General features: G+C 53.6%; 22 protein-coding genes. 14 read left to right on the forward strand and 8 right to left on the reverse strand.

From position 1 onward, the window contains the following. Window positions 1–529 precede the first annotated feature (529 nt). The 5 genes from A6X21_RS01870 to A6X21_RS01890 form a co-directional block, all read right to left on the reverse strand. The gene (locus tag A6X21_RS01870) at window positions 530–940 is read right to left on the reverse strand and encodes an SMI1/KNR4 family protein (protein ID WP_068845677.1); all 411 of its coding nucleotides are present in this window, start codon (window positions 938–940) and stop codon (window positions 530–532) included. Window positions 941–1060: 120 nt separating this feature from the next. Continuing rightward, entirely contained in the window at window positions 1061–2275 is a 1215-nt protein-coding gene (locus tag A6X21_RS01875) for a hypothetical protein (protein WP_165603658.1), read from the reverse strand. A gap of 580 nt (window positions 2276–2855) precedes the next feature. After that, window positions 2856–3125 carry a PQQ-binding-like beta-propeller repeat protein gene (locus A6X21_RS01880; protein ID WP_068845680.1) on the reverse strand — a complete coding sequence of 90 codons (270 nt, stop codon included), beginning with the start codon at window positions 3123–3125 and terminating at the stop codon, window positions 2856–2858. A gap of 323 nt (window positions 3126–3448) precedes the next feature. Beyond that, complete coding sequence (locus tag A6X21_RS01885; RefSeq protein WP_068845682.1) at window positions 3449–4645, reverse strand: YHYH protein; 1197 nt, start codon at window positions 4643–4645, stop codon at window positions 3449–3451. 138 nt (window positions 4646–4783) lie between these two features. Then, a complete protein-coding gene (locus A6X21_RS01890) occupies window positions 4784–6196 on the reverse strand; it encodes a sulfatase (RefSeq protein ID WP_068845684.1) in 1413 nt (470 codons plus the stop codon). A 144-nt stretch (window positions 6197–6340) separates the two neighbouring features. On the opposite strand from A6X21_RS01890, the gene A6X21_RS01895 reads away from it, so the two are divergent. Continuing rightward, window positions 6341–6883 carry a metal-dependent hydrolase gene (locus A6X21_RS01895; RefSeq protein WP_068845686.1) on the forward strand — a complete coding sequence of 181 codons (543 nt, stop codon included), beginning with the start codon at window positions 6341–6343 and terminating at the stop codon, window positions 6881–6883. Window positions 6884–6915: 32 nt separating this feature from the next. Here the strand turns inward: A6X21_RS01895 and A6X21_RS01900 are convergent, their stop codons facing one another. Both A6X21_RS01900 and A6X21_RS01905 read right to left on the reverse strand, forming a co-directional pair. Next, a complete protein-coding gene (locus A6X21_RS01900; RefSeq protein WP_068845688.1) occupies window positions 6916–8406 on the reverse strand; it encodes a flavin monoamine oxidase family protein in 1491 nt (496 codons plus the stop codon). Window positions 8407–8682: 276 nt separating this feature from the next. Continuing rightward, window positions 8683–10170, reverse strand: coding sequence for an arylsulfatase (locus A6X21_RS01905; RefSeq protein WP_068845759.1), 1488 nt, complete (start codon window positions 10168–10170; stop codon window positions 8683–8685). Between the two features lie 215 nt (window positions 10171–10385). On the opposite strand from A6X21_RS01905, the gene A6X21_RS01910 reads away from it, so the two are divergent. Beyond that, window positions 10386–11279 carry an alpha/beta hydrolase gene (locus A6X21_RS01910; RefSeq protein ID WP_068845690.1) on the forward strand — a complete coding sequence of 298 codons (894 nt, stop codon included), beginning with the start codon at window positions 10386–10388 and terminating at the stop codon, window positions 11277–11279. Between the two features lie 73 nt (window positions 11280–11352). Further along, the gene (locus A6X21_RS01915; RefSeq protein ID WP_083233331.1) at window positions 11353–12006 is read left to right on the forward strand and encodes a 3-keto-disaccharide hydrolase; all 654 of its coding nucleotides are present in this window, start codon (window positions 11353–11355) and stop codon (window positions 12004–12006) included. A gap of 327 nt (window positions 12007–12333) precedes the next feature. Here A6X21_RS01915 and A6X21_RS01920 read toward each other — a convergent pair whose 3' ends face one another. Further along, the gene (locus A6X21_RS01920) at window positions 12334–12771 is read right to left on the reverse strand and encodes a DUF971 domain-containing protein (RefSeq protein ID WP_083233332.1); all 438 of its coding nucleotides are present in this window, start codon (window positions 12769–12771) and stop codon (window positions 12334–12336) included. A gap of 372 nt (window positions 12772–13143) precedes the next feature. Here A6X21_RS01920 and A6X21_RS01925 point away from each other — a divergent pair, with 372 nt between their 5' ends. The 11 genes from A6X21_RS01925 to A6X21_RS01975 all read left to right on the forward strand — a co-directional run bounded on the left by A6X21_RS01925 (window position 13144) and on the right by A6X21_RS01975 (window position 25365). Then, on the forward strand, window positions 13144–13932 hold the full coding sequence (locus tag A6X21_RS01925; protein ID WP_068845694.1) for a helix-turn-helix transcriptional regulator: 789 nt from the start codon (window positions 13144–13146) through the stop codon (window positions 13930–13932). Next, entirely contained in the window at window positions 13929–14612 is a 684-nt protein-coding gene (locus A6X21_RS01930; protein ID WP_068845697.1) for an NADH-quinone oxidoreductase subunit B, read from the forward strand. The genes A6X21_RS01925 and A6X21_RS01930 overlap by 4 nt, the downstream gene beginning before the upstream one ends. Before the next feature lie 65 nt (window positions 14613–14677). Further along, a complete protein-coding gene (gene sufC / locus A6X21_RS01935; protein WP_068845763.1) occupies window positions 14678–15526 on the forward strand; it encodes a Fe-S cluster assembly ATPase SufC in 849 nt (282 codons plus the stop codon). 118 nt (window positions 15527–15644) lie between these two features. Further along, complete coding sequence (gene sufB, locus A6X21_RS01940; RefSeq protein ID WP_068845699.1) at window positions 15645–17066, forward strand: Fe-S cluster assembly protein SufB; 1422 nt, start codon at window positions 15645–15647, stop codon at window positions 17064–17066. A 106-nt stretch (window positions 17067–17172) separates the two neighbouring features. Then, window positions 17173–18540, forward strand: coding sequence for a Fe-S cluster assembly protein SufD (sufD, locus tag A6X21_RS01945; protein WP_068845701.1), 1368 nt, complete (start codon window positions 17173–17175; stop codon window positions 18538–18540). 120 nt (window positions 18541–18660) lie between these two features. Then, window positions 18661–19392 (forward strand): iron-sulfur cluster assembly protein, encoded by a 732-nt coding sequence (locus A6X21_RS25715; RefSeq protein ID WP_083233333.1) that lies wholly within the window; start codon window positions 18661–18663, stop codon window positions 19390–19392. A gap of 406 nt (window positions 19393–19798) precedes the next feature. Continuing rightward, complete coding sequence (locus A6X21_RS01955) at window positions 19799–20884, forward strand: DUF3500 domain-containing protein (RefSeq protein ID WP_083233334.1); 1086 nt, start codon at window positions 19799–19801, stop codon at window positions 20882–20884. 341 nt (window positions 20885–21225) lie between these two features. Further along, entirely contained in the window at window positions 21226–22176 is a 951-nt protein-coding gene (locus A6X21_RS01960; protein ID WP_068845703.1) for a sugar phosphate isomerase/epimerase family protein, read from the forward strand. A gap of 444 nt (window positions 22177–22620) precedes the next feature. Then, window positions 22621–23328, forward strand: coding sequence for a PTS sugar transporter subunit IIA (locus A6X21_RS01965; protein WP_068845705.1), 708 nt, complete (start codon window positions 22621–22623; stop codon window positions 23326–23328). A 132-nt stretch (window positions 23329–23460) separates the two neighbouring features. Beyond that, window positions 23461–24246 carry a PIG-L family deacetylase gene (locus tag A6X21_RS01970; RefSeq protein WP_068845707.1) on the forward strand — a complete coding sequence of 262 codons (786 nt, stop codon included), beginning with the start codon at window positions 23461–23463 and terminating at the stop codon, window positions 24244–24246. Between the two features lie 378 nt (window positions 24247–24624). Next, window positions 24625–25365 (forward strand): PP2C family protein-serine/threonine phosphatase, encoded by a 741-nt coding sequence (locus tag A6X21_RS01975; RefSeq protein WP_068845769.1) that lies wholly within the window; start codon window positions 24625–24627, stop codon window positions 25363–25365. The last annotated feature ends 447 nt before the right edge of the window (window positions 25366–25812 follow it).

Here is a 25812-nt window from a genome sequence, read left to right on the forward strand (position 1 = left end):
ACAATAACCCCCGGCCATCCGGAGGATTCAATGCGCGTTGCCTCGACTAGCGTCGATGGTGGCATGGCCTTGGGCAACCGCCATGGATCCCACAGTGAAACGATTCGTCGACCATGATACACCTGTCGATTTACGCCATTTTCCACAAACTCCCTGAGCAAGCCTCTGTTACCCTTCCAATTCACTCCCGGTGAAACGCCATCGGCCGGGAGGTGACTTCCTCGTCCGCAAATACTGACCGACATTGTCGATGATCATGCGGCGTGCAAACCTTTCGCCTTGCACTGTGGAAGGATGTCACAGGAAGCGGAAGGGCACCGATAGATCAGGTCTCCGGTCGAGGGTGGCAGCCCTTGACCGGCGATTTATTTTTTGGCTGGCAAATCTCGCCTAAATAGGTTCGCCAGATACCAATCACCTGACGATACGCGTTCCAATTTGGAATATCGCTCTGCGTGCCCTGCTTGCAGCTTTGGGCAAGCATGTTGCTTGCCATATTCCAACGCGCCATTTCAAGTTGCAATTCGTATTAACCACTTTGCAAGCTTCTCAGAAACTCGCCGAAGCTGTTACCCCTCGGCACCACCTCGTCCAACGACAGGCCTATGAAGGGAGCTTCCACAACAGGCATGCCGTCGCGACGAAGATCGAATCCATATCCAGTGCCGCCGCCATTCGATCCAAACAACCAGATCCCGGGAGCGAAATGGCAAACGCCATAGCCTTCATTGAGTTCCACCAGATTCTCCAGAGGCCAAAGGGTGAGGTACTCCGCCTCGCCAAGAAACCCTTCAATGCCACTTGATCGAATCATCAATTCGACATAGAGAGCTGGAAGTGACTTTCCTAAATGGCACTCGATTTCGGCAATCGCAGCAACGGAGGCCCCCTCGTGCAGCACAAGATGCTCCATTGAACGAAGAAGCTCATCGACAGTCATTCAATAGACCCTCTACAATTGATTGTACTGGCAGGCACTTTCATAAAACAGAGTTCCTCCAAACAACTGTTACCCATCCAGATGACTCACTCGGTGAGAAATTTATCCTTACAATCACGTTCAACGAATGTACAACGCACCTTTGAATTCTCTCTCCAGCTTCGCTGCAGCCTCTGACGCGACGGTCTCTTTTGGAAAAGACAAGTAGAGTGATTGCAATTTATTACATGCAACCAGCGATTCAACTCCAGCAGCTGTAACGTCATCAGACACAGGAACAAAAGCGACTCGCAAGTCTTTCAGAGTTGCGATGGCCTTTAGAACGTCATCCGTGACCTGATCGCCTGACAAAACAAGCGACTCGATGTGAGGACACTGTCTTATTACTTCTTCCAGATCGTCGCTGGTGATGTTTGTTTCACTCAACACCAGCATACGCATCTGGGATCTAGAACCAACTCCTTTGGCGATGGGGCCGGAGAATTGCGAATCCGAAAAATCCAGACACTCGATTTCCTTGCACTCGCTTAGGTGCTGCAATCCACTTGACGAGATTTCGCAGCCATTGAGGGTTAATGATTTGAGTTTGCGACAAGCCCCGAGGAGTTCCAATTTCTCATCATCAATCCTCGCTTTTCCTAAACAGAGACTTTGTAGTGCAGGTGAATCACCCACCCCTTGCAAAGCCGAATTTGAGATGCCAGTTCCGGAAAGATTGATTTCACGAAGTTTTGGTAGACTCCAAATCCTCCGGATTACTCCATCAGAGATTCCTTTACACTCGGAGATGTCAATCAATTCGATGTTCTTCATTTGACTGAAGAGTTCGCTAGTCTTGTCGGAAATCTCGCACGAGCCGACATCGATGCTTCGCCATCGCGTCAGATCACCAATTCGCAGGAAGGCGTCATCGTCAATTGCCGTACGTTTCAAGGAGATTGAAGTCAATTGCGGAGAAGCCAGGATCTTCTGGGCCAATCGGCTGTCAATGATGCTATCCGTGAGATCCAGTTCTTCTATACTTTTTGACGGAAAGCAATCGTGCAGCTCAAACATATCTCCGCGGATCCCCGCCGCTTCCAACCGGCAAATATCGCGAAGATCCATGACCTTTTTGATCAATACTCCGCTGATTTGTGTGTGTCCGACCCCCAGACTCTTCAGTTGCGGGAAGTTTTCAATGATCTCGACAAGGCCATTGTCAACTTGCGTCCAAGACACATCGAGAGATTCTATTGTCCGACATGTTGCCATGGGCCGCAGCGAACTTGTATTGATTTGGCTCTCTGAAAGATCCAGAACTTTGAGCCCGGCAATCTGCGAGATGACAGCCATCCGTCGTGAGGAGTCATCGCCCTCGGTGACAAACTTCAGACTTCTGACATGAATGGGAGTCTGCCTCTTCGAGACCGCCTCAATGAAGTTGGCAGAAGACTGAAATCGGGAATCGTGCCCATACTCTCCGACAAAAAGTCCGTTGACTGGCTGAGACTGAAAATCGTCGAGCAACACATGCCATTGTTCGACGCTGGGATTGACGACCGCACTCGTCAAGCACCATGGGCGTCCTTCAGGAATCAGGATTCCTCGTTCATGGTTGCCGTACGTGCGACCGACGATCTCTAGCCCAGTTCTGAGTGAAAAATGAGTTTCAGACGCGGCGAATACCTTCCAATCTTGGAGTGAGTGAAACGTCACTGCTGAACCAGCAACCAACGCTTGATCCCGTTCCCCACCAATGGCTGAAAGGACTGCAACCTGTGAAGCAATGGCAAAAACCACGGCGAGCATGAAGCACCGCATACGAACATCCTTGTAGAGGCGGATCAATACGAATTGAATCTTTCAGCACCGGCAAATGGTACAGAACGATCGCTTGCAAGCCTACAGTGTGTCACAGCCACGAGACGTCATCCTACCAAACAGCATGTCCGTAGCCGGAGTAGCAGGTGACGAAGACCTTTTTCCCAAAGACAACAGGGCTCGAAGAACCTGCCCCCGGAAGTGCGATTTTCCACAAGAGGTTTTCGTTCTCACCAAAGCGGATGGGGAGCTTGGATTGAGTGCTCACACCGCTCGCTCCGGCACCGCGGAATTGAACCCAGTCTGCGGCGGTCGCTGGGGGAATGGCACACATGAGTGCCAGGAAGAGAAGCGTGCCATGATGACTGCGGTTAACTCGCATTTTGTGCTCCAGGAGCGGGAAATCAGAACGTGATGATTCAGTCAGCGGATGCCAGCATCGTACCCATTCCAGAAGTCGATGGCGCGTAGAGTTTATCGAGCATGCCTGGGATGCGTTCGTGATGTTGAACTCGATTGACGTGAGGGTTGATGAAGACATTCAACCCCTCGCACGCCGAGAAAGACCACGCCCTTCCGCAAAGCCTTCAGGGCGTGCCACCCGAGGTCGTGCCACGCAGAATCGTGATACCCAAGGCTGGCTGACAGCAGGTTGAAAGATTGAGCAGGCTTTGCGCTGTTCGTTACGAACCTTGGATCGTGGTATCAATCGACAACTCGAAAGGCATCATTGCGTTTATAGGCAAGAGGATTTCGGTTGCCACCAAATTCGACGTGGACATCGAACAGAACATCGACAGCAGCATCGTCAGGGATGGTGAGATCAGCCGTTATGAGATTCCCCTGACGCGTGATGTTTGCCGCTTCATAAGGGCCGACCTGCACCCATGAAGGAACTCCATCGGGGATTCTGCGGCGGGCGTTTTCTGGCTTTAGAACCAACTGGATCTGATGTGTTTTCCCTCGCGAGGCAGTCCCTGGCCTGACAGAAACGAGGACATCCTCCATACGAGTTCCTGGTTGAGTATTGTCTTCGATGGCCCCCTGCTGCGGCCGCCTGAGATCACGGCTGTTGCTGGTTTCCACGACACCAGCATAACCACCCAAGATGTAAGGGAAGCGTCCTGGTGTCACATGATAGTGGTATCCGCGAAGCTCATCGGTATGCCCGTTGCAGACATCGAGTGCCTGCTGTCCCTGGAGATCCATCGCCTTCACTCCGGAAGATTCGAAGGGGCCGTAAACCGGGAAGCCATCCCACGCAAAACCAATGATCGGTGAATGCTGCTTTCCATCTTCACGGAAAGGGCTTTTTACGCATGTGGGATATTTATGATAGTGGTAAACACCCGTTTGCTGAGGATGGCCACAACACGAATCGAGCCAGACCTCCGAATATCCGGCCACAGCATTCTGGCCTTCCATTTCGAAGGGGTTAAAAAAGACGACGCCATTGAGAGCCATGCCGATGGGGCCGCGCGGCAAGCGCGTGATGCTCTCTGCCAGCCGGGGCCGGAGAGGCAAACGGAATTTGAATGACTGGACTCGAATCGAGTTCGGGTTGCCTGAATTCGGGAAGATCGCTGTGGGATGATTGGGATATCCCTGACTCTCGATGATCAGAAAATTTTCGTCGTGGCTCAGGCGAAGATTATCGATCCCATCCTGATTGGAATCTTTCGTGTGATAAGAAAACAAGTCCACAAACTGCTCACCATCGCGATAGAAATAGATGGGTCTGTCGGAACTCGCCTGATCAGATCTGGAAGTGGTTTTGAGAAACCAGTGACCACCAATGGGCTGGAGATCGGTCGGCACTTCACCCGCTTGGGTATCGGCAGCAGCGGCAAAACAACTGGCAATACAGAATGAAATCGCCCAGGCGTGAAGAGATCGCAACATGTGGAAGCTCCCAGAGAAAACGGCCAAAGGGTCTGTGTGCACGATGTGCCGTACCACCAATCCCCTCTGCTTCGAGCCTTCAGGATACCGGCTGGAACCTGAAGGCTGCATGAAGCCCCGCATGGTGATTCGATCTGGTTACTTGGAAGACTCGATGATTCTCTGCAGCTCTTTCTGAAGCTGGAGGGCTTGTTCGGGCTGCTTCGATGCCAGATTGTGATTCTCGCTGGGATCGTTATCGAGGTGATAGAGTTCAACCTGGTCTGTTTCGAGAAAGTGAATCAGCTTCCAGGGGCCTTGTCGAATGGCGGCTGAGGGTTTGTGGCCTGAGCCATGCGTATGTGGGTAGTACCAGACGAGAGTTCGTTCGCTCTCTGGCAAACTTGACGACTTCGTGAGCAGTCCAGCGAGTGAGATTCCATCGACATGCTGAGTGGGCCTGGGTGGTATCTGGCACAGGCTTAATAAGGTCGGATACAAATCACAGGTATATGCGGGGAGATCGAGGACCTGAGGCGAGATCTTTCCGGGCCAGGAAATGTACGTGGGGATGCGAATGCCACCTTCATAAGTCCAGCCTTTGCCGGCTCGTAAAGGAAGATTGCAGGTCGGCCCTGGCGATTTGCCATTCAGGGTACACAAACCGCCGTTATCTGAAGTCAAGACGACAATCGTCTGCTCCAGAATCCCTTGCGTTTTCAATTCATCGAGCAGACGGCCGACCTGGGTATCGAGATTCTCGACCATGGCTGCATACTCGGGATCATCCTGCCTACTTCGCGAGATGGCCGAACCTTCTTGAATCCTTTCGCCTGAAGATTTTGGATTCTTCTCTTCAGCCCGTTTGGACTGATATTTAGCGACTAAATTTTTGGGTGGCTGAATGGGTGTATGAACTGCATAGTGGGCAAGACAGAGAAAAAATGGTCGTGTGCGGTCGCGCTGCTGCAGATGCTCAATCGCACTCGAGGTCAAGACATCGGTCAGGTAGTCCTCTGGCTGGCGATCTTCAAAATCGGGGACATTGTTCGGCCCTTGCGGTTTCTGGGGATTTTTGTACGGGAAGTAATAGCTGGAGGGCTGGCCGCCATGATTGACGCCTTTCGTCCAATCGAAGCCCCGGGCTGAAGGATGCTGGTATGGTTTGTGTCCCAGGTGCCATTTGCCGAGGTACGCAGTGTGATAGCCTGCTTCCTGAAAAGCCTGCCCGATGGTGACTTCGGTTTGCGGCAAGGCGACATCGCTCTCCGGGCGGATCCAGTCGGTAATGCCTATTCGCTGAGGCATTTTTCCAGTCATTAAAGCGGCCCGTGTTGGCGAACAGACGGGATGGGCTGAGTAAAACTGTGTGAAGCGTGCCCCGGAATTCCCAAGAGCATCGATGCGAGGTGTTTCGTAAAACGACGAGCCTTCCACGCCAATATCGGTTTTGCCGAGATCGTCGATGAAGATGAGCAGGACGTTGGGTTTATCCGCGACTTCCCTGGCTTCAACCAGGTAGAACGGCCAGCCCGAAAATAGTATCAGCCCACAACATATCAGATATCGCATAGGTCACTTCATTGAAGGAGTCAGATGGTGGCAATCAACGCCTGAATGACCATCAGAATCATTCATAGTGACAAAGCCAAGGGATTGTGCAAGACTCGCTAGCCGGCGTAGAAAAATGGATTGTGGCCCTTGTCAGAGAGAAGCATGCCATTCACACCATTTCATATGGGGCCGGGTTTGTTGTGGAAGGGGCTTCAGCCTGCGGGGCTTTCGCTGATGACCTTTGGCCTGGCACAGGTATTGATTGATCTTGAGCCGCTCTATGTCCTCAAAACCGGAAAAGATTTTCTTGGTGTGCCGGGGCATCTGCATGGCATCTCGCACACAATTTTAGGAGCCACGGTCATTGGTGTGGTGGCCGGTGCGTTTGGGAGGCCGCTGACACATCTGGGCCTCCGGTTGCTTGGGCAGTCGCAATTCATCCCAGTTCGGTGGGGTGTGATCTGGTGGAGTGCGTTCTTTGGCACCTACAGCCATCTTCTGCTGGATGCTGTGATGCACAGGGATGTGGAGCCTTTTGTGCCGATCAGCCGGTGGAACCCTTTGGTGGGGTTGGTTGATGTGGGCACGCTTCACCGGTTCTGCATCATCACGGCGCTAGCGGGGATGCTGCTTTACGTTGGGCGATGGATGATCAGAACGGCCTTGCCGAGAGCAAAGGTGGGTGAGACTCGCCCAATTCTGTGAGCTGCCTGAGCAAGCCAATGGCGTGATCATCGCTAAATCCACTCAATCTCAAACTCGGGTCTGGCCTGGGGATCGATCTGGCGGGCGGCACGTAACCCTGATTCAATCGCTCCTTCGACCCAGCCCGATTTGAGCGTGGTGAAATCGCCGGCGAAGTGGAGTCGGCCTTCGGGGATCTGCCATTCCTGAATCATCCAGCCAGCCCCCAGTGGCAGGTTGGCGAAAGCGGCTTTGATCCACGGTTGATCGGGCCAGGAAAATTCACCCACAGTCACAACCTCGTCGATGAGGCCGGGCAGGTCGGCCCGAAACTGATTGACAACTTCCATGGCGCGGGTTTCTTTCGGGCGCTTGAGGAAGTTCTCGGCATTCTTGCCAGTGAGGTAAAAGAAGATGTTGCCATAACCTCCCGGCTCGTTGCCCGTGATATCAATCACGCGTTCCCAGGGACGATCAGAGGCGGCCATCGGCCAGCCATGCACGCCATTTTTGAGCCACAATGGAGTGCGAGTCTGAACATAAACTTTAACGACGGGCGACCACTCCAGTTGATCGACGAGAGCCTGCTTTCTGGGTAAGAGGCGGGGTGTGATTTCCATCTCCCGTAAAATGGTAAACGGGATGGTGCTGATCACGGAATCGGCTGTCCATGTGCGGCCGTCTTTGGTCACGACTGAAATCTCGGTAGCCGTTTGCCGGATCGAGACGGCTGGTACTCCCAGATGAACCCGGTTCCCCAGAACCTGTGCCATGGCTTGAGGTAGACGCTCGTTTCCACCGGCAATGCGAAAGAGATTTCGATCGGCAAAGTGATAGGCGAAATCTGGCAAGAGCGCCAGGACGGCAGTATCGACTGTCGCTTCGGCGGCGTAAGCATCGATCAGACGAATCAAAGCTTCCGATGCTCCCGTTGATTGCAACAGACTTTTGAGCGTCAGAGGGTCAAGTTGCTTGAGAACCTGTGGATTGGGCCAATGTGGTTCGAGAACGGTATTGAGATTGATGCCGACTTTGACCAGGGCATTGGCAAGCAATGAGGGGAGAGAGACGTTGCGTTCGCCCGGTTGAAGCTCCCACGGCCAGGGCTGCATGAGATTGGCGTCACCGATCTGCCCGGCGACATGGAACCTGGGGCAGCCGTCATTCATGGCAATGAGTGGTAAGCGAAACCTGCTGATATAGCCACAAACGAGGGGCATGTTGGTGCGGAAGTGACCACCGCCCCCTTCGGTTGTCTGTCCATTTTTGAGTGGGACGGAGATCAGCCGGCCGCCAATTCGATTCTGGTATTCGAGAACCTGGACATCGTGGCCCCGCCGGTGGAGTGCCAGTGCGGCTGTCAGGCCCGACATTCCGGCACCGAGGACCAGAACACGGCTGGGCTTTGAATTCGATGCCAAGTTGCTGGCGGCAAGAGCCTGAGAGGAACCGGCTTGAGTCGCGACGGCTCCGACGCCACCCACAAGACCAGCCTGAGCCAGAAAACGACGCCGATTGAGCTGATTCGCGCGTGTCCGTTCCAAAGCTGGCCCGCCTGTCTATTCGAGAATGGTGAAATGGTCGGTTGAGCACTCCTCGAGAATCGAGAAATGCCCACTCTGTCCAGTTCGGCATGTCGAACTGGAATCTTCACCGCGAGTCGAGGCCTCGTCAGTACGTGACAAACCCGTAAGGTTGCTCACATCCGGAAGTGAAATGGGCGAAAGGATCGGACGGATTGAGGGTTTCGACTCAGCCCAAAAACTTCCCTGCCGAAAAACTTCCCTTGAATACGGAAACTACGGAAGCTCCCTGATAGGTTACTTCCCTTTTCTGGCTGCTGGCTGCCAGATTGCGGGCCAGTCGGCAGATTCGGTGCGGGCGGTGGCGAGATAGGCGGAGATTTTTGCTGCGATTTCGGGATGCTCGGCAGCGACGTTGGTTTTTTCAGCGGGATCTTGCTGTTGATCGTACAGTCGGAGAGGTTGATCCGGGCCACCTTGTCGAATTCCTTTCCAGCGACCCTGATAGAGCGCCGCCTGGCGGAAGCCCCCTTCATGGAACTCCCAATAGAGAAACTCGTGCGACTGCTGCTTTTCAGGCTGGCCGAGGAGTGTGGGCACCAGACTGATGGAATCACAATTCGGTGGCAGGGATGTCCCCGCCAACTCGGCGGCAGTTGCCATCCAATCGCCAAAATAGCCGACGTGTCCACTGGTGGAATCGGGAGTAATTTTTCCTGGCCACCAGGCGATGAAAGGGACGCGAATGCCACCATCCGTCAGACTGCGTTTGATACCGCTGTATGGGCCGCTGGGCTGGAAGCGGCTTAGGTTGTGATTGCTTTCGTTATGCGGGCCATTATCGCTGGTGAAGATGACCAGCGTGTGCTCAGCGAGGTCGTTTTCTTTAAGAACCTTGAGAAGGCGGCCCACATAGCTGTCCATCCGGGTGATCATGGCGGCATGGCCTTGATCGGCGGCTGGCCAATCGTGCCTGGCGTAGTCAACAAGATCAGGGACTTCTGTGCCATTTTTCAAGGCGTTGTTACGTTCGTTGTTGGCATGGGGAACCACCATACTCCAGTAGAGAAAAAATGGCTTTTCCTGATGAGTTTCCACATAACGGACGGCTTCATCGGCGAAGAGATCATCACTATAGGCGAGAGGTTCTGTGGCATATCCCCCACCCTTCTGGCCTACGGAAACAATCTTATTGGGCAAGGTGACGCGCGATTCATTTCTCCAGAGAAAATCGGGGTAGTGATTGTGGGCATGGACCTGATTGAGATATCCGAAGAACTCATCAAAGCCCTGTTTTGCGGGAATTCCCGTCGAGGCTTCGCCCTGATCGCCTAAGCCCCATTTGCCGACGAGTGCGGTGTTGTAGCCGGCCTGCTGAAGAAGTTTGGCTACGGTGATATCGTGCTCTCTCAGGGCCTGGGCGGCTGGGTTTTTGTCACCCGCATTGCCGCGGACACGGGTGTGTCCGTGGTGCAGGCCCGTCATGAGCACACTGCGAGATGGGGCACAGACAGTCGCACCGGCATAGAACTGTGTGAAGCGCATCCCTTCCCGCGCCATCTGATCGATGTGAGGCGTGGCAATGACTTTCTGCCCATAGCAGCCGAGTTCGCCATATCCGAGATCATCGGCCATGATCCAGATGAGATTGGGTGGGCGCTGTCTGCCCGCTTTGGGCACAGGTTCCTGAGCAAGCACCGCCTGCGCAGCATGTACCGGCTGCCCAAAGGAAATGAAGATCATCCATGCCAGAAATAATGCGAATTTTTTGGGGGAGATGGGCATCAGAATTCTCCGGAGGCTCAGCAGTGGATCGGCACAGATTTGAGATTTGTTTTTTCTGGTAGAGAGTACATCATTTTCGGCAGGGATGGACAACCTGCAATTGAGCTTGAGAAAAAGAGTCTCACATTGTGCCAGTCGAAAGCCAGGTGTTTTGGTAAGATTGCGAGTTATGGCAAAGATGTTTCTGGTTGAGATTGTGACTACGGGGATGGATCATGGGACTTTACCGCGAGATCAGGCGAGCGGTACGGCTGACAATTCGACATCTGCCGCTGATTGGTCATCGCTCGACGTCCTCTCAACAACAGCCAAAATCGAAGCGGCCACGAATTTACGAGTGGATGCTGTTTTATCCCGTGAAGTATCCGGTGGGTCGCTGGAATCCGCCGGGGCTCGTCAAGCAGGATGTGTGGATTGAATCGAAAGATGGTACGAAGCTGCACGCGTGGTACTGCCCCTGTGAGAACCCGCGGGCAGTGATTCTGATCACCCATGGGAATGCGGGAAACATTGCTTATCGCACAGAGTGGCTGACGATTCTGCAGCAGCAGTTTCGAGTGACCACGCTGATGATTGATTATCGTGGGTATGGCCGCAGTGAAGGTGTGCCGACCATTGAAGGTGTGATTGAAGACAGTCAAGCGGCCCGCACGCGAGTAGCGGAACTGGCTGGTGTGAATGAAGCCGATGTGGTGCTGATGGGTGAGTCTCTGGGTGGTGCGATTGCGATTCAACTGGCGCGGATGATCACGCCGCGGGCGCTGATTGTGCAGAGTTCATTTCGCTCGTTACAGAATGTGGCCTGGCAAAATTATGGCCCACTGGCCTGGGTGATCCCGGCATCGAAGCTCAACTCGTGGCGAGCGATTGGCGAGATTCACTGCCCGATCCTGATCAGCCATGGGGCTCAAGATCGACTGATTCGCTGGAAGTCGATCCGGAAGCTGGTGGCGAAGGCTCATGCTCAGGCCCAGTTTATTCTGCTGGACGAAGTGGGACACAACGACTGGATCACGGCACGCTATCTGGCTGCTTTGGAAGAGTTTTTCAGTGCTCTCGAAAGGACCGGAGCAAAGCCTGCTCCCAGTTCTTACGCGGATGCACTGTGATGACTGCTAGACTGAGTGAGTTCGTCGATTTGAATATCATGATCACGACAAGTAGAGCCCCAAGAGGAAATCAATGATGTGGCAACGATGGGTTTGTTGGACAGGAATGCTCTGCGGAGTTTTCGCCTTGTGCGGAGGAAATTTATCAACAGTCGATGCGGCTGAACCGGTCTCATTGTTTGATGGGAAATCGTTGGCAGGGTGGGAAGGTGACACGGCGAAGACATGGCGGGTGGTTGATGGCGTGATTGTGGGAGGTTCGCTCAAAGAAAAGGTTCCCCGTAACGAGTTTCTGGCCTCGAAAAAAAGCTACGGGAACTTTGAATTGCGGCTGAAGTACAAACTTGAAGGTGAAGAGGGTTTCGTAAATGGCGGAGTGCAGATTCGCTCGGAGCGGATTCCGGATCATCACGAGATGATTGGCTATCAGGCCGATATTGGCCAGGGATATGACGGGGCGCTTTATGACGAGAGTCGGCGGAACAAAATGCTGGCAAAGCCGACGGCTGAAGTTCTGGCCAAATCATTGAAGAAAGGGGAATGGAACGATTACCGTATCCGATGTGAAGGCCCGCGGATTCGTTTATGGCTCAATGGTGTCGAAACCATAGACTACACCGAAGACGATGCCAAGATTCCACTTGCGGGACGATTGGCACTGCAGATTCACGGTGGCGGAGTGGCGGAGATTCGCTTTAAGGACATTGTCATCGAAGAGTTGCCTTAATGGCGTGTGGACTCCAGTTTGTCAGGTAAACGTAGAGCTGGTGCATTCCGTAAGAACTTCATGCACCCTACCTAAGATCAGAGAGAAGATCCTCACCCTGCCCTCTTCCACGATGATGTGGGCGAGGGCTCTTGAGGGGCATGCGCATGGCGCGGCTTCTTGTTGTCGTGGCTTTGCACGACAACCCGGCCACGAGTTGGCCGGGCCACGCTTGAGTGACAGATGTGTGTGATAGATAGCCCAGAGCTGCAAGCATGGCACACAGAGCGCTCTTACTTCATGGAAAGCATATAAACCAGGAAAGGACGCCGGAGAATCATGGTGAAACTAGTTGCCGATCTGCCGGAGTGTGGAGAGAGAATAGATCCCTGAGGAATGGCCATCGCTGAAGGAAATGGCGTAGGCGTAGTTGCCAACGGCACGAAATGAAGTCAGTCTGATGGGGAGTGTTTCGGCTCGATCAATCACGGCCAACAGGTTCGCAGGTTTGACCGGCTCGACAAGCGTGGGCTTCTCGCGCTCGACCTGACAGACAGCACAGGGACACTTTCGGCGAAGATCGCTCCAGGGGATGTGCTGCACCAACCCGTCGCTCCAGACGAGTTCGAGAGTCTCTCCGGTATTCGCCACCCGCTCCAACGAAAAAGCTTCCATAACGATTTCCTTCAACTTCCCGGCTTGCGGCATGGCTGTGATGACGAATGTCGGCAATCGTGGTGATGGTGCACTGTCGACACCCGAGATGCCAAGGTCGGCTCTGACCATTTGACTCACATGGGGCAGCGTCCATTGGGAGGCCCTAAGTTGAGATTCAGTCTCAACTTATTATTTTTCGCACAATTCATTGTCAAAACCTTTTGGCATGTCTAGCATAGCAAGAGAGGCCACTTCAGGAGCCTACCGACTTCTGCGAACAGTGACCACTTTCGCGAAACACCTGAGCTTCACAACTCTCATTTTTTCAATGAGTTGCGTCATTCCGGCAGGTGGATTGACAGAATTGTCTGCGGACTGCTGGTCGGAACTGGTGATGAAGCCGCGATTGATCTGGTGATGCGGGAGTGAATTTGCCTGAGAAAGAGTTCTGTCGAACTTAATTTTCAGCTTGGCGATTTGAGTCGATCAGGAGAACGAGTGATGAAACCAATACTGGATCCCGGGGACCGTGAGTTCCTTGAGCGGATGCAGCCTTTGGGTGCCGTCACCATTCAGGATTTATGTGACTCGGTGAAAGTCACGCAGACCGCTGTGCGTCAACGCTTGAACCGGCTGCTTTCTGGCGGCTGGATTCTGCGGCAGACAGTCAAGGCGCATCGCGGCCGCCCTTATCATTCCTACACGGTTTCCCCCGCTGGTTTGAGAGAACTGGGGGATAACTACGCTGACCTGGCACAAATTCTGTGGCGGGAACTGCGAAATATTCCTGATGCAGGCATTCGCAAGATTCTTGAAGGTCGCATCCGAGACGCACTGGTAGAGCAATACTCGAAATCGGTCAATGCTCCCGAATTGCGAGATCGGATGCAGCAACTGGCGGCACTTCTGGAGAGTAGCGGATTCAGTGTGCATGCGGTGGATGTGACCACTGACAGTTCAAGAAGTCTGCCGGTGCTGCGGGAAAACAACTGCCCCTATCATGAACTGGCAGCGAGCGATGAATCGATCTGCGATCTGGAACAGCAGGTCTTTGAGAAGGTGCTGGGCGTACCACTGACGATGACACATCGATGTCGCAATGGCGATGGTCACTGTGAGTTCCATCCGATCGAGGCTTTTCCAGTTCCAACAGGAATGGTGGAAACGTCTGTTCGAGAGGATGTTCGCTGCGGAAATTCTGATGTGGCAGCCCGGGTTGATGTGGCCGTCCGCTCTGATGTGGCCGTTTTGGCATTACCGAGTCGGAATGCGGTGGAGGCGACGTCATGAATCGCGAACAAACACCTCCCTCTGCTGCGGGTACCGACTTCAATCATCATTCACTGCCGAGTGCGGGCAGCCCCTGGATTGAAGGCCGCTTTGAAGAGAACCTGATTGTCACCACGCTTGAACAGGCGATGAACTGGGGTCAACTTTCGAGCGTCTGGCCACTGACTTTCGGGATTGCTTGCTGTGCCATGGAAATGATGGCCACGGGGATGAGCAAATACGACCTGGATCGATTTGGTTCGGGAGCATTTCGTGCCACGCCTCGGCAAGCCGACCTGATGATTGTCGCGGGGACGGTCACTTACAAGATGGCCAGTCGAATCCGGCGGCTTTATGACCAGATGCCAGATCCGAAATACGTGATTGCCATGGGTGCCTGCACCATTGGTGGTGGGCCTTATTTCAAATACGGCTACCATGTAGTGAAAGGTGTCGATCTGGTGGTTCCTGTGGATGTCTACATTCCCGGTTGTCCACCTCGCCCCGAAGCGTTACTCGAAGGGGTGATGCGCATTCAGGATAAAATTCGTGCCCGAAAACTGGGCCGTAATACGGTGTCTCAACTCCCTGTGCCGCATCGTTCGGGATACGGGAAGCTGGCCCCTGTGGTCTCGATATCGTCGATGACTGCGCCTGTGACCAGCACAAATTCAACTGAGGTTGTCAGCACATCAATTTGACCTCGCTGTTTCAGCGAGTTTTTGATCCTCCATTGTTTTCTGTCGAGAGTGGAAAAGAGAGTTTCATGGTTGCCTCGCTCAAGATTCAAGATCTGCATGTTTCGGTGGAAGGACTCCCTATTCTTCGCGGCGTGAGCCTCGAAGTTCGCCAGGGTGAAATTCATGCCCTGATGGGACCGAACGGCTCGGGCAAAAGCACACTGGCTTACACGCTGGTGGGTCACCCCAAGTACGAAATTACACAGGGCTCGATTGAGATCGATGGCAAGCCTCTCAATGAGCTGGATGCCTGCGAGCGGGCCCGACTGGGATTGTTTCTGGCGTTCCAGTATCCGATTGTGATTCCGGGCGTGAAAGTGGCTGACTTTCTGCGTCACGCGATTACGAACATCCGTAATCCCGATCGCAAAGAAGGCGAAGGGCTCATCCCGATGCGGGAGTTCCGCAAAGAACTCAAGTCGATGATGGATGAGTTGGGTATGGATGGTGAATTTGCCCGCAGATACCTCAATGAAGGTTTCTCGGGTGGTGAAAAGAAGCGGATGGAAATTCTGCAACTCGCAATGCTCAAGCCACGTTTTGCCGTACTGGATGAAACGGACTCGGGGCTTGACAGCGATGCAGTTCGCGTGGTGAGCGAAGGATTACGAAAGCTCTCCGGCCCGCAGATGGGCGTGCTGATCATTACGCACCACGAACGCCTGCTCGAATACAACGTTCCTCAATTCACCCATGTGATGCTGGCTGGAAAGATTGTCGAAACCGGCGATGCTTCGCTGGCTCGTGAACTTCATAACGAAGGTTATTCCAAAGTCAGACTGCGACATCCGGAAGAGGCGGCTGAAGAAGCAGCCCGTGCGAGTGGCCGGTCGTCAGAAGCTCACAACCGCACTGCTGAACCAGCCAGTGTGTAGTTGTTTCGGCTTGAAACATCGCTGCGAGATCAGTCGCAGATGAAGATCGATTTGATGTGAGAAAACAGACCTGTTCGCTCTGGCCCATGTGCCCGAACAACAGTTTAAGGGGATAGCAATGGCCACAGATCTCAGTAGTTCAACCAGCGATGACCTGGGAATCGGCGAATATCAGTACGGGTTCCATGACTCGACGGATAACTACACGTTCAAGAGCCGTAAAGGGCTGGATCGTGAGATCGTTGAGCAGATTTCGGCAATGAAGAAAGAGCCCGCATGGATGCGTGACTTTCGACTGGAAGCTTATGACATTTTCCTTTCCAAGCCGATGCCGACCTGGGGCGGGGATCTCTCGCATCTCAACTTCCAGGACATTCATTATTACATGAAGGCATCCGATCGCCAGGAACAGTCCTGGGATGACGTTCCCGACGACATCCGCAAGACCTACGATCGACTGGGTATTCCTGAAGCCGAGAAGAAGTATCTCGCTGGGGTGAAGGCGCAGTACGAATCGGAAGTGGTGTACGGCAGTCTGCAGGAAGATCTGGCCAAGAAGGGTGTGGTCTTCACTGATACTGACTCGGCCATTCGGGATTATCCTGAGCTGGTGCGGGAACACTTTGGTACGGTCATTCCGTCATTCGACAACAAGTTTGCTGCTCTCAACTCAGCGGTGTGGTCGGGTGGTTCGTTTATCTATGTCCCCAAAGGGGTCGAGATCGAGTTTCCACTCCAGGCCTATTTCCGCATTAACTCCGAGAACATGGGTCAGTTCGAGCGAACGCTGATCATTGTGGATGAAGGAGCCTCCGTCCATTATGTCGAAGGCTGTACTGCTCCCACTTACAGCAGCGAAAGTCTGCACTCGGCTGTGGTCGAAATCATCGTCAAGCGAAATGCCCGTTGCCGGTACACGACGATTCAGAACTGGTCGAACAACGTCTACAACCTGGTGACTAAGCGGGCCATGGCCTATGGGAATGCACTCATGGAGTGGGTCGATGGCAATCTGGGTTCTCAACTGACGATGAAGTATCCTGCGATCTACCTGATGGAACCGGGTGCTCGCGGCGAGACACTTTCGATTGCCTTTGCCGGTAAGGGTCAGCATCAGGATGCGGGTGCCAAGATGGTGCACTGCGCACCAAATACTTCGAGTCGGATTGTTTCCAAGAGCATTTCGAAGGCGGGTGGTCGAGCCAGTTATCGCGGGCTTGTTAAAGTGGAACCACACGCCACAAATTGCAAATCGAATGTGGTGTGTGATGCCCTGATTCTCGATGCGGAGAGCCGCAGCGATACCTATCCGTATATTGAAATTGAGCAGGAGCATGTGGCGATCGAGCACGAAGCTTCGGTTTCGAAGATTGCTGAAGAACAGCTGCTGTATCTGATGAGCCGCGGCCTGACGGAAGCCGAAGCCTCGGCCATGATTGTGACCGGGTTTATTGAGCCTCTGGTCAAAGAGTTGCCCATGGAATATGCCGTCGAAATGAATCGACTGATCGAGTTGCAGATGGAAGGCAGCGTTGGCTGATTCGTGGAATAACATCTGCTTAGCGACATGAATTTTTACGGTTGTTTCTGCCCAGAATGCAGAATCGACGGATCCGCCTATCTTCTTAGTTTGAGTGACTCAGGTTATGTCGACTGTCATCGCATCCAGTTCTGCTGCCGGCTTCTCTCAGGAAGTTTTCGAGCAATTTCTCTCCAGCCGCAATGAGCCGGCCTGGGTGAGTGAACTTCGCCGCGAGGCTTTTGCCAAGTACACGGAATTTCTTGAGCAGCCGCTCGATCCCGAGGAATGGAAGCGGATTGACTTGCGGGCGCTGAAGCCTTCGCAATTTCATCTGGTCACGACTCAAGCTGCGGCAGAAGCAAATGCCGCCAGTGGACTGGAAGCCAATTCCGATCCGGCCATTGGGACTTTGCTGGCGGATCGGGCGGAGTTTGCCGGGCGTGTGATTCATGTGGATGGTCAGTTGGCGATTTCTGAGCTTTCCGAAGAACTGGCGGCCCGCGGTGTGGTGTTTGGCAGCCTGACCCAGTTGATTCAAACACATGGCGAACTGCTCAAGCCTTACCTGATGCAGAAGGCCGTCAAGCATGATCAGGACCGGATGAGTGCCTGGCACGCTGCATTCTGGACAGGTGGAACTGTGCTCTATGTTCCGCGAAATGTCAGAGTGGAAGCCCCGCTCTACGGACTGGTGGCGCTGGCGAAGGATAAAGCGGCTGACTTCAGCCACACACTGGTGATCCTCGAAGATGGTGCTGAGGCAACCCTCCTGGAAGAAACGACATCGTTGCATGCGACCCATACCGGGCTGCATGTGGGCGGGGTGGAACTGCTTCTGGGACAGGAAGCACGTTTGCGATATGTGCAGCTTCAGAACTGGAATCATCGGACCTGGCATCTGGCGACACAGGCCGGACATGTGGAGAAAGATGGCTTCCTGCAGTGGACAGTCGGTGGATTGGGAAGCCGCCTGGCACATACTCATCAGGATGTTTCGCTGGATGGACGCGGCGCGGTGGCTCAAGTGAATGGCGTGACGTTTGCGATCAATCGTCAGGTCATTTCGTACTATACTCAGCAGACACACCGGGCACCGGATACACGCAGCGATCTTCTTTATAAAGATGTGCTGCGGGATGAATCACGAGTGATCTGGCGCGGGATGATCGATGTCGAAAAGGGGGCCCCCCGGACCGACGGTTATCAGCGAAATGACAGTCTGCTGCTCTCGACAACAGCCCGTGCGGATGCCATCCCCGGCCTCGAAATCGAGACGGATGATGTCCGTTGTACACACGGTGCGACAGTGGGCGAAGTGGATCAGGATCAGATTTTGTATTGCATGTGCCGAGGCCTTTCGCGTCATGAAGCGATGCACATGATTGTGGAAGGCTTCTTCCAGCAGGTTTATGATCGGATTCCGGTTCCTGCAGTGCAGGAAACATTAAGCCAGGCAGTCGAGCGCAAACTGGGATTAGGAAGAGATACCTAGCGAATGAATCCCGCCGGTTGCCATGTTGAAGTCCAGGGAGATGGCTGGATTCACTGGCAAGTGGGACCGAATGAACTGACAACTTTTGCGAAATGCGACCAGGAATTTTGAGGTTTTGTGATGGGGTTTGAACGAGTTGCCAGTGTTACGGAACTTCCAGACGGCGGCCGGCTTTCGATTGAAGTGGATGAAACCCCTGCCTTGCTCATCCGGCTGGGCGAGTTCTTTTACGCCATTGAAGATCTTTGCACGCATGACGGGCAGCCATTAACGGATGGGCCGCTGGTGGGTCAGGAAATCAAGTGCCCACGCCATGGCGCGCGGTTTGATTTATCGACAGGCAAAGCGATGTGCATGCCCGCTACACGAGGTGTGCGAACCTTCGCTGTCGAAATCCGCGATAGCGAGATTTTTGTGTCTGATGAACCAGCGAAGGCACCAGCCAAGGCCGCGGTGACGGATCAACCCGTGACCGGCGAAACCACAAATGAGACCTCTGCTCCGGCAGCAGCTCCTGAAGAGACGGCTGCTCAGACCGCACTCGCGGAAGCTGCGGCACAGGATGAGTATCTGACGGCACTGCGCGAAGTGATTGACCCGGAACTGATGGTCAACATTGTGGATCTAGGTTTGATTTATGGAGTCACGGCTCTTGATGGTGGTCAGGTCGAAGTCGAAATGACGTTGACGAGTCCCGCCTGTCCCGCCGGCCCACAGATTGTGCATCAGGCGCGCATGGCACTCGAGCGACTGGAATCGGTGGAGACCGCGACCATCAAGCTGACGATGTCGCCCCCATGGACACCGGACCGGATGACCGATGAAGCTCGCGATCATCTGGGGATTTTCTAACGATCCGCAAGCCATCCGACAGTTGATCGCTGCGTGTTGTGAGGCACGTGATAGATCTGCACCAGAATTGCGATGATCAACCAACGTCAATCGACGTTTGGGCAATTAAGGGCGAGACGAGAGTGATGGCGTGAGACACGCATGGCGCGGCTTCTTGTCGTTGTGTTGAGCACAACGACCCGGCCACGAGTTGGCCGGGCCACCCCTGAGCGAAGATGACACCTATTTGTGTCTACGGACTGTTCAGGACTGGAAGTATCGCACAGAAAACGCTGTTCCATCGTGGGTGAGGGCCGATTCCTCCTGGAGGAAATCTCTTTGCCTTTTTCGGGGATGAACCAGATACTGATTGTTTGGCGGTATGCCGGCAACGTGATGGAAGACCCCTGCGCTCGAGGACATGCACATGAACCCCAATGAACAAACCGTCGGGAAGGCATCGTTGAATGACGATTGCTGCCAGAACCCTCTCGAACAAAAGCCTGCTGCACCTTCGCGAAGAATCTTTGTCAAGACAGCCGCTCTGGCCTCGGCAGCGACAATGCTCGCCCACTCAAGTTCGTCTCTGCTCAGGGCCGAGGAAAAATCGACGGCCACTCCAACTTCGGAGAACCTCGTCAAGACGTTGTTTCAATCGCTGACTCCCGAGCAGAGGGAAGAAGTCTGTTACGACTGGGATTACAAGGACGATCGAGGGGTGCTGCGAACGCATGTCTCGAACAACTGGCAGATCTCGGATGCGAATATCGGGAGCAAGCTCTTTACGAAAGATCAGCAGGAGATGATCGAGGCGCTGTTCTGGGGTTTGTATCACCCGGACTGGCACGACCGCATTCGTAAGCAGTTGAAAGATGATGCCGGTGGATATGGGAAACATCAGTCGATTGCCATCTTTGGTGATCCTGAAAAAGGGCCTTTCGAACTGGTGATGACCGGTCGGCATCTGACCATTCGCTGCGATGGAGACACCACGCCTCATGCCTGCTTTGGCGGGCCGATTTTCTATGGTCATGCCGCTGAAGCGTTCAATGAAGAACCGAGCCACAAAGGGAATGTCTTCTGGCCTCAGGCACTGAAGGCGAACAGCCTGTACACCATGCTCGATGGCAAACAGCGCGAGCAGGCATTGGCACCTCAGGCACCACCTGAAGCCCAGGTTCATTTTGGGAGCCAGAAAGCCCCGGTCGGTCTGCTGGTGGCTGAAATGTCGAAAGATCAACAGGCATTCGCGGCTGACATCCTGGCAACTTTAGTGGAGCCTTATCGTCAGATTGATCGCGATGAAGTGATGAAGTGTCTGGCGGCACAGGGCGGGTTGGATCAGTGCCGACTGACGTTCTATCGATCGAACGATCTGGGAAATGATGGTGTGTGGGATAACTGGCGCATCGAGGGGCCGGCTTTTGTGTGGCATTATCGAGGTGCACCACATGTGCATGTCTGGGTGAACATTGCCGACACTTCCAACTATGCCATCACCACGCGGGGGTAGTCGTTCGAATTGCATATGTTCAGCGAGTCAGAGACAGGGAAAGAGCTTCTGAAAATTCCCTGTCTCTGACGGATGACTTGCCGGTACGCGATGCCTATGATGCAGAACTTCGGTGAGACAACGGAACGTGAAAACGATGTCTTGCAAAAATGGACTTGTCGGAAGTTTGCTGGAGGCTCATAGTAACCAGCGAGACCTGTGGCCGTCTGAGTCAGTGACCTGAATGAACTGACAATGTGGAAGGACAGGGCGACGGACTTCCTCGACTGGCAATTGTCTGATCATCGATCAAGACGATTGTTGTTGATTGATGCAAATCGTTACCTGATGGTGAATGACGAGTGGATACTCAGCATCTCTGGTCACAGATACAACCGCCACCTCTGGCACAACCCATCCCTCAGGGATTAGGGTCGTTCTCTTCTCCGGGAGAACGGGAGTTTCCTCGACTGGCATTGAGTCAGTTAACCCTGATGCGCATGCCTTTCGAGGAAGCGGTGTTGAACTTCCGCTCCGAGGGCTTCAGGTCGATCGGGCTGTGGCGTCCCAGGCTGGCTGATTTTGGTGAGGATCGCGCGGCCATCCTGCTGCAGGATGCAGGGATGTCCGTCTCTTCACTGAGCTTTGCCGGTGGTTTTACGGGCTCGCATGGCTATCGATATACCGAAGCGATCCATGATGGATTCGATGCGTTAAAGCAAGCTGCGATCGTTGGTGCGGAAACCGTCGTTCTGGTGGCTGGCGGCCTCAATGGGCATATCACGAAGCATGCGCGGCGAAATGTGGTGGATGGCATTCGCACCCTTTCGGAACGTGCCGAGCAACTGGGAGTGCAACTGGCTTTGCGGCCCATGCGCAAAACGTTCCATCATACTTGGTCGTTTCTCAACACTTGTGATGAGACGATCGGCATCCTCGATCAGATACAGTGCCCGAATGTGGGACTGGCAATTGATCTGTATCATTGCGGCCTCGAATCGGACTGGAAGAAATCGCTCCGAACGATCGCCCCGCATACCTCACTGGTCTTTGTGAATGATCTTCCATGTCCCAATTCGACCGAATACGAGATGTGTCTGCCGGGTGATGGCATTCTCCCGGTGCGGGCGATTCTGGAAGAATTTGTGATTGGCGGGTTTGAAGGTAAATTTGAAGTTCACGTCTGGTCCGAGAAACTGTGGGAACTTCCCTCCCGCCGATTGTTTGCCAACGTGCGGGAATCGCTGGCCCGAGTCTGGCCGGCTGCCTGGGGACATTGGGCTCGCCAATTCCGCAATGATTCTCCCGCGTGATCACAGTTGTCCTAAACAACAGGCGTCTTAAATCACAGTCGTCCTGCATAATCGCAGGCTTCGGCTGATTCACACAGCGTCTTTCATCACACCATGGGATTTTTCGAGTTTGGAGCGATTCATCTGGATGTGACTCCCGGGAACAACAGATGTTAAGTTCACTTCTTTTGACCGTGTTGCCGACTTTTCGTTACCGATGATGCGGCTTTTGTGAACTGCAACGGCAGAGAACTGGCCCCGGGAAGACAGAACCGGCGCAAATCGCGAAAAAAAACTCAGGTTCTGTCTCGTGAAGATTGTTTAAGCCCGCCACTCTTGGTGAAATCCATTTTTGGTGTTTTTTCAGACAATTTGTCTGGTTTATTTGCATGTTATTAGCAGACGATCTGCAGAGCCGGCTGCTACGGATTCCATCTGCTGAAACCTCCTGACCTGGCCAGAGGAATGTCGCGCGACTGGTACAGCCTCGATGAACTGGCTCGACATCTGGGCCGAGACCGCCGCGAGATTGAAAAACTCGTGAATCGCGGGCGAATTCCGGGTCGTAAAGTGGCTGGAGATTGGCAGTTCCACCCGACGGAAATCACGCATTGGCTCGAACAGGAGATGCGGGAATACACCGACCGGGAACTGGCCATTATCGAGCAGAGCCACCGGACGGTTGAACATGCCACCGCCTCACCGATTGCGGCCCTTTTAAGCCGTGAAACAATTCAGGTTCCACTCGAAGCACGCACGAAACGATCTGTGCTGGAATCGATGCTGGAAGTTGCCGGCAGGACGTGGCAGATCTGGCAGCCCGCTGCACTGCTTGCGGCCATCCAGGAGCGGGAATCGGTGCTATCGACGGCTTTCGATATGGGTGTGGCAATTCCTCATCCGCGAAACCCAGTCCCTGATGCCCTGGGTCAATCTTTGATCGCCATGGGGCGTACTCCCTCAGGAATTCCGTTTGGAGCACCGAATCGCGGCCTGACGGATATCTTCTTTCTGGTACTCTGCCGGGATTCCCGCACGCATCTGCATGTTCTCGCTCGCCTGGGTCGTTTATTGCAGAAGCCTGGGTTTGTCGACGAATTGCGTCTTGCTCCGGATAGTGACACCAGCTACGACCTGATCTGCCGAGCCGATGCAGAACTGACGGCTGGATAGATCTCGTTTCTGTCGAAGAATGATTTCGTGTCTCGGGATGGAATTTCTCAGCCTGATCTGGCAGCCTACATGGCCGAAATGCCTGCTGATGGATACAGAACCCGGACTCCTTGACCCACGGAATACCGCTGCATGTCGCGCGATATTTTGACATCGAATCACGATGAACTGGATGTGATTGCCGTCGGTGCTCATCCGGATGATGTCGAGATTGGCTGCGGTGGAACTCTCGCCGCTTTCGTACAACTCGGCTATCGAGTGGGCATTGTCGATTTGACCGATGGTGAGCCGACACCATTGAGCTCGGGCCGCGAAAGCCGATTGGAAGAATCCCGCCTTGCTGCCGAGGCATTGGGGATTCAAATGCGTCACAATCTCCTGATCACGAACCGAACGTTGTTTGACGGTTTCGGGCAGCGAGTGGCTTTAGCGAGAATCTTTCGAAAGTATCGTCCGCGAATTGTCCTGGGAATTGCAGGCAAGACGCCGATGGCCTCGCCCGATCACTGGCAGGCCGCTCAGATCACCGATGCTGCTGTTTTTTACAGCCGACTTTCCAAGTGGGATGACGAGTTTGGCGACTTACCCGTCCACACGATCTCGAAACAATTCTGGTATTCGCTGAGCCTGAGTTCGCTGGATTCCCTGAGTGGGCCGAACTCTTTCGTCATGGACATTTCGGCCACCCTGCCCCAGAAGATCGCCTCAGTGCGGGCCTACGAATCACAGTTTCCGCCCACGAAAGATCGTGTGTTCCGTCTGATTGAAGGAACTTCGCGATGTGCCGGTGCGAGTTGCGGATTTGAAGCAGGTGAAGTTCTTTTTTCTGTGACCACTCTCGGCGTGAGCGACCCCCTGGAGGCCTTTTTGCCATCACGCCCGAAATCGCCACCCGGCACGAGCGAAAAAAGTCAGTAAGTCCCACGACCTCGCTGTGACTCAGATTTTCGACATGATTTTCACGATTGGATTCTGTCTCCTGAAAATTCACAGTTTTTGCGACTCAACTGCTGGAGAATTCGGGTTTTCGGTAAAAAAGTGACGCGAAGGCTTTGATGTTTTCACAATTGTCCCTGAAGAGCCATGAAATGCTGTTGTGACTGAGGCTGTTCAGCTAGGATAGATTGTGCGATCCGAGTTGACGGACGCAGAAATTGACAGACGCAAAAGTTGACAGAGTGCCCTAAATCCGGCCACGCAAAGAGCCTGTGGAATCCCTCGACCTGACTGTTTTTTCAGAGGGAGGAAAGATCTTTTTGCAGCCTGATCCAGTGAATTCCAGTGAGTGTCGAGATCATGAAGTTTCGAGTCGGTTCCACAAGTATTAAGGGCAACTTTCGTGATAACAACGAAGACGCGCTCTTTGTGGACGCTCAGAATCGATTCTTTCTCGTCGCGGATGGTATGGGTGGGCAATCGGCTGGTGAGCGTGCCAGTGCTCTGGCGATGGAAGTGATCCCCAAAAAGATTGCCAGCCAGATTCAATTTTCGAGCTCGACAAGTGAGCATGTGGTCAAGGTGATCGACGACGCCATTGCGCTGGCGAACAGCGAAATCATGGCTCTTGGCGAACTCGATTCCAAACTTCATAACATGGGGACAACTGTCACTTTTGCCGTCATTGTCAATGATGTGATGTTCGCTGGCGGTGTGGGAGACAGCCGCACATATCTGTTGCGAAAGCATGATTTTCGGCAACTGACAACCGATCATTCGCTCACCCAGGCTCTGGTGGACGCGGGGACTTTAACTCCGGAAGAAGCCCTTACCCATCGGTATCGCAATGTGCTCTATCGGTATCTGGGAGCCAAAGATGGTTCGCAGGGGAGCGGTGCCAAGCCTTATCCACTTCAGACTGGCGATCGTATTCTGCTCTGCTCGGATGGAGCCACGGGGGGAATTCCAGATCCTCAGCTTCAGCAGCTTCTGGCCACTGGTGATGATCCCCAAAAGATTGCCGAGACCATTGTCAAAGCGGCAGAAGATGGCGGCTCGAAGGACAATATCACGGTGATTGTGGTCCTCGTCGACGCCTGAATCTAGTCGTTCACAAGCTCCCAGACACGCTGTCTGTGCCAAGTTCCACGCATTTCACTTAAGGAATGCTCGCCTTATGAAGGCCCCTTGCGAACTGCCAATGGCGCTGAGATGTTTCTCTGAAAACAAAAGGGATGTTTTGCTTGCGAAGACATGCTTGCCCAGTGCTGCAAGCATGGCACACAGGGAGCTATAACTTCACCGAAAGTGCACAAGAGACCATTTCGCCCTGTGAAATCTTCCTCCCACACTGCCTGCCAGTTTGTCGTAGATTCTCTGGTACAGACCTCCGAACCCGCATTTTCGGGAAATCGAGGGTGCGATGATTTTCACGAATGCGATCGATCCAGCGAACTGATCCATTCCACACGCTTCAACATCAGCTAGAATCTTGTAGCGAAGGTGAAGAACCTGGGCTGTCTGTATCGATTGCATCAATTAGCACGA

The sequence above is a fragment of the Planctopirus hydrillae genome, assembly GCF_001707835.1.
Classification (GTDB): Bacteria; Planctomycetota; Planctomycetia; order Planctomycetales; family Planctomycetaceae; genus Planctopirus; species Planctopirus hydrillae.